Origin of the sequence: Barnesiella sp. ET7 (assembly GCF_024733785.1) — a bacterium.
GTDB lineage: Bacteria > Bacteroidota > Bacteroidia > Bacteroidales > Barnesiellaceae > Barnesiella > Barnesiella merdigallinarum.
The window spans coordinates 72,756-79,453 of record NZ_JANRHM010000018.1 but is presented as its reverse complement, the minus strand read 5'-3'; the positions used below and the strand labels follow the sequence as shown (position 1 = coordinate 79,453).

Genomic DNA, 6,698 nt, shown 5'->3' with positions numbered 1-6,698 from the left:
GTTATCCGAAATTTCGGATAACAGCAGCGAATCCTTTCCCAGATGCCGGAACATGGCGCAGAACTTCCGAAGGTCTTTCCGCAGCAGCTCGTCAGCCTGCTGTCTTGTCATGGTGCGTGCCGAGTATTTCTCGCCCGGCTGGAGGCAATGCCCCCAGCCGACATAAGGATGGTTCTTTTCCGAGTGCCAACCCTCAAAATAGCGCACACACAAAAATGCCCTCTCAAATTCCGGCAACCTGAAAATCCTTGCTTCCTTGGCTGTTTCCCTTTCAGGTTCCTGTGCCGACAAAGTGCAGCCCAACGAAAGGAAACAGAGCAGTAACAACATCCTGTACCTCATTCACGGATTTGTTTGGAAGTGGACGGACTGACGGCTGGCACACTGTCGCTTTCCGTTTCTGAAGTGTTGGAGTTGTTGAAATCAAACTCCATTTCATGGGAGTTGCCGAAGTTATCCTCCACGACCACGATGAAATTCTGTGTTTCATCGCATTGCGAGGTGTAGTACAGACGGAACTTCTCGTTCTCCAGCAGGTAACGGTCGTTCGGCAGGAATACCGTACCGTTGTCCATCTTCAGTGTCCCTTTACCTTCATACTGGAAGTAACGTATCGTATAGAGTGTATTGGCAAAATTGCCCTCCTTCTTCATCTCACAGCGGATTTCCACGGTCTGCCCCTTTGCCACATCGTGAGGGACCGGCATGGTTTCCACCGTAAACGGGTAGCTCTGCTGTATGTCCATATCGTCATCGCAGGACGCAAAAAGTCCCGCAGCCAGGACAGCCATGCAGACTGCCACTGCCTTGAAAATTGATTTGCCTCTGTTGCTGTTATTATTCATAATCTTCATCATCTTATCTGATTTTAAGTTTGTTGTTATTCTGTTTGTTTATCCGTTGCTGCAAATACTCGTTCAGGTCCTTGCAGCCTTTGTATAACCCACGGCAGTCCGACACTTTCTCACCGTACCGCATCCGCAGTTTTTCCACCGTCCGGTGTCCGGCTTCATCGTTGTCGAGGTAGCACCGTATCCTTTCGTAACCGTCCAGATAACGGAAACTCCTGTCCACATTGGCGACCGAGTTCAGGACAAGGCTGTCGCCGTCCTCCGCCATGCCGAGCGTCACGGCGGACAGGAAGTCCATGAAGCCCTCATAAAGGCTGCAACTTTCAGCCTGCCCGTCCTTCCGCTTTATCAGGGATATGTCTTTGGGCGGTATGCACCCTTTGAAAAGCCGGTTCCGGAGTTCATAACCGCCGGACACATTGGAGAAGCCGACGGCGAAATATTTCTTCTTGTGGACGTAGTAGTTCAACTGGCAGCAGTAAAAGGACGCTGTATCGGGAGATATGCCACGTTCCACCAGATATTTCTTCAAAGCCTGATACCGCAGGGGCAAGACCTCCACGTCCTCAAAGGACGGTTCGGAAGTCTTTTTCCTGAAGGTGGAAGCATCCGGCTGCACCATAGGCACACCGGCACTTTCCGATATGAACCTTGCCTGTGCGAGAAAATCACGGCTGTGGATAAACTCTCCAGCAAGATTGAAGATGTCACCGCCTATGCCCAACCCGAAATCGTACCAGACATTCTTTTCCACATTCACACGGAAGGACGGTGTCCTTTCGCTCCTGTAAGGTGCCGAATACCACAATTCGTTTCCGCTTCTTCTTGTCGGTTCATGTCCCAGCCTTCGGAGAAAGTCCGCAATCGGTATCTGCCTCATTTCAGCTATATCCATACCCGTCCTAATTTATGATGAACTTGATACCTATTCCAAACTGCGTGTGGAGCTTTCTCGTGTCACCTCCCCAAAGACAACGCTCGCGCAGACTGGCAAGCAGAGCCAGACGGTCAGCCACATACACCTCCATGTCGAGCGTCACCGCACCGCCATAGACAAAGGCGTCACTGTCGTGGAGCCTCGCCCCGTCATACAGCACCTTGTCGCCCCAGTTCACCGTTTCATATCCGGCAAGAGCGGAAACGCCGGCATAGAGAAACACGATTTTGCGGGCATCGGAAAGCACCTTGAAGTAGTAGCCGCCTTCGGCGGTAAACTGTGCCACCGGTATCTTCACATCATTGTACGGACTGTTTTTCAACAGGTATTCACCGCCCAGCGACCATTTGTTGCCGTTTTTCGTATAGGTCGAAAGAAGCGCCCCGAAACTGTGCCCTCCGTCATTGCCGCCCATCCTGAAACCGTCCGTCATTGCCGCCTTCACTTCGATGCCCTGCATTCCCGGCAGGCATCGCTGGGCGTTCGCCCGCCCCGTGAACAGGGCAAGCGACGCTGCCAGTGCTATCATGTACTTTCTCATGTTCATCGTACCTGAAGTTCGTTAATCGTTGTGGCTCGTACCAGATCCTCGTTCTCTATGGTAAATGACTGGTGACGTCCTCCGTTCTTCTCATGCAGTTCCACCACGAGGCATTTGTCGTCCGGAATGGTGAACTTGGACATCGTGAACACGGTACGTTCCTTTTTCTTTCCCGGCACGCAGGTCACATAGTTCTGCGCACGGAGCGGAAGAATGACCTGTTCCTGCACGGCTGTACGCTTTGCCACCTTCTTGTCCACGATTTTCCATGTGATATAGTCCACGTCAAACGGGACGTTGCTCTGGTTCTTGATTTCCGTATGGAAATACAGAAGTCCGTTATGCGTATAGATGCCTTTGAGGATATACTGGATACCGAAACGCTTGCAGCCGATATGCTTCACCTCACGCTTGTTCTGTCTGTGGATGGACTTCATGATAAGACGCACCAGCATCGGACTTTCATTCCCCAGTTCCTTCAGGTAAATCTCCATCGCGTTGTTCGGACGGTTCACCGCTTCACCGTCGTGGATGAAGTCGCACATCTCCACATTGAGGAGCAGCGGCTCTTCCGCATATTTGACGTTGAAGGTGTAAAAGCCGCCGTCCTCCGTAATGACGCTCATGTTCGTCTCGTTCTGGAAATTTCTTACCGTAGCTTTCACTCTTATCACATTCTCAGCCCCGTCCGCTTTTCCGGCAATAAGGTTCGGTGAACCCAGGTCCACGTAGCGCACCTCTGACGGAAAGATTATATGCACGGTTTTGTTGTAGGTCACTTCCAGTCCGTGCGGCGGTATCATGCGGTCAAAGGTCAGCTTGCGGGTCAGACCGTGATACAGGTCGCCGTCCGCCTCTTTCTGCGGATAGATTTCTTTGCTCAGAGAGAGTTCCTGACCCTCTTCCTGCTTCACTTCCTGAGCCGGTCTGTCACTTCCGTTTTCTTCGACGGTCTTGTTTTCCTGCGCTTGGGCAGATACGATGCCCATAAACAGGGCGAACATCATAATTACTTTTTTCATTTTACTTTGGATTTAGTGGTAATAATAAATTGATAATTTTTTGTTGTTAATTTCTGTCCTGATACAGCATGACCCTGTATCCGGCTTTCAGATGTACCTTGACGGTACGCATCTTCTTGGCTATATACTGGCTTGTGCCCTGTATCAGCCCCTTGCCCAGATCGGAGGCGAGCTGGGCCTTCGCATCGGTGGAGATGTTGATGCTGCTGCCGAGCGATCCGCCCATATTGGCGGCTACCTCACGGACTGCGTTCATTTCCATCGAGTTCGGGATGAAGATTCCTTCCTGTCCGTCCGTGTCGTAAACGGAAAGCTCAACCGGAATGATCGTCCCCTCATGTTCCAGCGAAGTGACTGCTATGCCGAGACGTTCACCCTGAATCCTTGCCGCTCCGACAAGTACGGCATTGCGTGGGATGATTTTCTCCGCAACCGCCATCGGCTCCAGAAGCCGCAGCCGGACAGCCTGCCCGTCCGTCACGCTCTGTGCCCCATAGACACATGCCGATATGGTGTTCTTGTCCGATACCGTACGGCTTCCCACTGCCGTATGGAAACCCATGTTGCGCTCCTGTGCATACATGGCGGCAAATTCCGCATTGCTCATAGGCTGTGCAAGGGAGGAAACCACCTGTCGGGTAACCTGCTTGACCGGCATTGCCGTATGTTCTTCCGCCTTCCGTACTGGCGATGCCTGTGCTGTCTGTTGTCCGTTCTGACCGCCCATGTATTTGGATGCCAGTTCATACGACTTTTCCATAAGCACCACCTGCTCGTCCATCGAGGAACCTTTTTCCTTTTCCCTTTCAAGTTCCGTTTCCAGTGAGGATATGCGCTCCATCAGCTCCTCCATTTCAGCACTGTTTCCCGAAGGCTGCTCATAGAAGTTGCCGAGTGTGGCGTTCAGGTCACGGTAGGCGGTGGCCGATGACCTGATTGTCTGCGAAGCCGGCGATGATGCCGTATCCGTATCACTTCCGCCACCGGGACTGGCAAGGTCGAAGTCCGGATTGTCCCCGGTCACGGAAACTTCCCGGTCGAACATGCTGCCGAGTTCCTGCATGGCATGGTTGCGGCTTGCCCTGCGTTCCTCCATTTCTCCCTGCTCGTAGGCTTTGACCTTGTCACCGATAATCTTCCTGTTGTCCTTGTCCGCATCCGGTATCTCCGTGTTGTAGCCCGTCGCACCCGGCTGTTCCTCCTTGTCGGAAGAGGGAGCGAATATCAGCCACATGGCACCGATGAAGACCAGAACCATAGCAGGCAGGACTATCATCTTCTGACGTTTCAGCCTTTGCGCCTCCGTCAGTGGTGTACGTTCCTTGTTCTTTTTTTCGGGGCTGTCCCCGTTCTCTTTTCTTGTTTCCTTATTTTCCATCCTTATACTGTTTAATAAAATTGTGATGAATCTTGCCGCCGCATTCTCCCTTTACGGGGAGCTGTCCGGCGTGTCCGATATTCAGTTTCCGCCCGTCATCACGTCCTATATCGTACAGCGACTTTCCGAACGTGTAAAGGGCAAGCGTGGCAAATACGGCCAGCATAGCCAGTACGATTCTTTTCCTTGTCTTCTGCGGAAGTCCGTCCAGATAGTCCTTCAGTCCGGAAACTATTCGCTCTCTTGTACCGCGGATTTTCTCATGTGCCATCCGCAGCGGTTTCATTGCTTTTTCTTTCATTCCATTATCTTTTGACGGTTTGCAGGTCCTTGTTCTCTATGATGGTGAACCCCTCTATCGTGAATCCGTTGGGATTGTCGTCAGACCGCGAGGCGTTCAGTAGGCGGCAGGTCGTCACGAGGCTGCGCTCCGTGACGTTGCTCTGACGGATTATCTGCTGGGTGGCATAGGTGGTCGCACGGTAGGGATAATGCTCGAAATCGCACACCACGCTGTCCACTTTCAGCACCTGCGTGATATTGCCGGCAATGATGCGGTTGTAGTAGCCCTTTTCCGCAAAGTCCGAGTAATAGTTATACACGCTGCGGTCTGCCAGCAGCAGGGCACGTCTCACATTGTGCTCGATGGCGCTCTTCTCCGGTGACAGGGTAAAGAACAGTTCGTGAAAGCGCCGTACATGCTCGCGGGCTTCCGCAGGACGGTTCTGTGAAAGGTCCTGCGAGAGAGCCAGCATCAGGCTCTTGCCGTTGTCCAGCACATAAATCTTTTCCCTCTGCTTTTCCGCAAAGCGGTAGGAACTCCATACGCTCCACACCGTTATCACGGTACACAGTGACAGGAAGACGATACCGAACAGGCGTATTTGCCTGAATGATGTTTCAATATTCTTCAATGACTTGAATTCCATATTACTTTATCTGTTTTTAGTTGTTCTGTTGGTTTATTTCAGCAGCTTGCCCACACGTCCCGTCACGTTTCCGGCGGTGGCACCGGCAACACTGCCTGTGAATCCGGCGGATTTTCCGGCTACCTGATTGACGTTGCGTCCGTAGTTGCCCATGCCTCCGGCCTGAATGATCCAGCCCGATACGGTCGGAATGGTAAAGTATCCGATAATCCCGATTATCATGAATACGATATACACGCCGTCGCTCGAATCAAGTGAGAAGTTCGGGTCCGCCTGCATACGTTCGATGTCGCTTTGCAGCATCAGTACCTGTATCTTTGCCAGCACCGTACTGAACATGTCCGATACGGGAAGCCACAGGTAAACCTGTATATAGCGGCAGATCCACTGCGTCAGCGTGCTCTGGAAACCGTCCCATACCGATATGGCGAAGGCTATCGGACCGAGTATCGCCAGCACCACGAGAAAGAACGTGCGTATGGTGTCTATGACAAGACCGGCAGCCTGGAACATCAGTTCGAGTATCTCGCGGAAGAAGTCACGCACGGACTTTTTCATGTTGTACATGCCACGTTCGATATACATTCCCGTCATGGTCACCACGTCCTCCGGCGACCAGCCCAGTTCGTCCAGCTGCCTGTCAAATTCCTCGTTGCTGACAAGATAGGCGGTTTCCGGATTGCGCATCATCGCCTCATGTTCAAGCTCGTCTTTCTGCTTGCGGTATTCGTTCATGTCCAGCGTTTCCGCCTCCAGTATCTTTGCCGTTCCCTGAACGATGGGCGACATGACCCCGTTGAGCGTTCCCAGAACAAGCGACGGGAAAAGCATGATGCAGAATCCTATCGCAAAGGGGCGCAGCATGGGGAACACCTCTATCGGTTCCGCCCTGGCAAGTGACTGCCACACACGGTAGGCGACATAGAACAGCGCACCCAGACCGGCAATCCCTTTCGCGACACCGGCCATGTCCTCGCACAGGGGCATCATCTCCTCGTAAAGCGAGCGGAGTATCTGATGAAGGTTTTCAAAGTCCATAG

The 6,698-nt window shown here is 52.4% G+C and carries 9 protein-coding genes; all 9 read right to left on the bottom strand.

Annotated elements, in window-relative coordinates:
- Positions 1-342: hypothetical protein (locus NW211_RS11375; RefSeq protein ID WP_258327908.1), on the bottom strand; the 342-nt coding region annotated here is incomplete at its 3' end.
- The gene (locus NW211_RS11370; RefSeq protein WP_204482231.1) at positions 339-854 is read right to left on the bottom strand and encodes a DUF3872 domain-containing protein; all 516 of its coding nucleotides are present in this window, start codon (positions 852-854) and stop codon (positions 339-341) included. The genes NW211_RS11375 and NW211_RS11370, both read right to left, overlap by 4 nt.
- Before the next feature lie 4 nt (positions 855-858).
- On the bottom strand, positions 859-1,746 hold the full coding sequence (locus NW211_RS11365; protein WP_235353214.1) for a toprim domain-containing protein: 888 nt from the start codon (positions 1,744-1,746) through the stop codon (positions 859-861).
- Positions 1,747-1,753: 7 nt separating this feature from the next.
- Complete coding sequence (locus NW211_RS11360) at positions 1,754-2,329, bottom strand: conjugal transfer protein TraO (protein ID WP_235353216.1); 576 nt, start codon at positions 2,327-2,329, stop codon at positions 1,754-1,756.
- 2 nt (positions 2,330-2,331) lie between these two features.
- Positions 2,332-3,351 carry a conjugative transposon protein TraN gene (gene traN / locus NW211_RS11355; RefSeq protein WP_235353213.1) on the bottom strand — a complete coding sequence of 340 codons (1,020 nt, stop codon included), beginning with the start codon at positions 3,349-3,351 and terminating at the stop codon, positions 2,332-2,334.
- Between the two features lie 46 nt (positions 3,352-3,397).
- Entirely contained in the window at positions 3,398-4,729 is a 1,332-nt protein-coding gene (gene traM / locus NW211_RS11350; protein ID WP_235353212.1) for a conjugative transposon protein TraM, read from the bottom strand.
- Positions 4,719-5,000, bottom strand: coding sequence for a TraL conjugative transposon family protein (locus tag NW211_RS11345; protein WP_375379590.1), 282 nt, complete (start codon positions 4,998-5,000; stop codon positions 4,719-4,721). Before NW211_RS11345 ends, traM begins: the two co-directional genes overlap by 11 nt.
- 34 nt (positions 5,001-5,034) lie before the next feature.
- On the bottom strand, positions 5,035-5,658 hold the full coding sequence (traK, locus tag NW211_RS11340) for a conjugative transposon protein TraK (RefSeq protein ID WP_204482185.1): 624 nt from the start codon (positions 5,656-5,658) through the stop codon (positions 5,035-5,037).
- A 33-nt stretch (positions 5,659-5,691) separates the two neighbouring features.
- Positions 5,692-6,696 carry a conjugative transposon protein TraJ gene (gene traJ / locus NW211_RS11335; protein ID WP_204482186.1) on the bottom strand — a complete coding sequence of 335 codons (1,005 nt, stop codon included), beginning with the start codon at positions 6,694-6,696 and terminating at the stop codon, positions 5,692-5,694.
- Positions 6,697-6,698: the final 2 nt, after the last annotated feature.

Coding starts and splice junctions, on each gene's coding strand:
- NW211_RS11345 (WP_375379590.1), bottom strand. CDS start 5,000: ATGGCACATGAGAAAATCCGCGGTACAAGAGAGCGAATAGTTTCCGGA.
- NW211_RS11370 (WP_204482231.1), bottom strand. CDS start 854: ATGAAGATTATGAATAATAACAGCAACAGAGGCAAATCAATTTTCAAG.
- traM (WP_235353212.1), bottom strand. CDS start 4,729: ATGGAAAATAAGGAAACAAGAAAAGAGAACGGGGACAGCCCCGAAAAA.
- traN (WP_235353213.1), bottom strand. CDS start 3,351: ATGAAAAAAGTAATTATGATGTTCGCCCTGTTTATGGGCATCGTATCT.
- NW211_RS11360 (WP_235353216.1), bottom strand. CDS start 2,329: ATGAGAAAGTACATGATAGCACTGGCAGCGTCGCTTGCCCTGTTCACG.
- traJ (WP_204482186.1), bottom strand. CDS start 6,696: ATGGACTTTGAAAACCTTCATCAGATACTCCGCTCGCTTTACGAGGAG.
- traK (WP_204482185.1), bottom strand. CDS start 5,658: ATGGAATTCAAGTCATTGAAGAATATTGAAACATCATTCAGGCAAATA.
- NW211_RS11365 (WP_235353214.1), bottom strand. CDS start 1,746: ATGGATATAGCTGAAATGAGGCAGATACCGATTGCGGACTTTCTCCGA.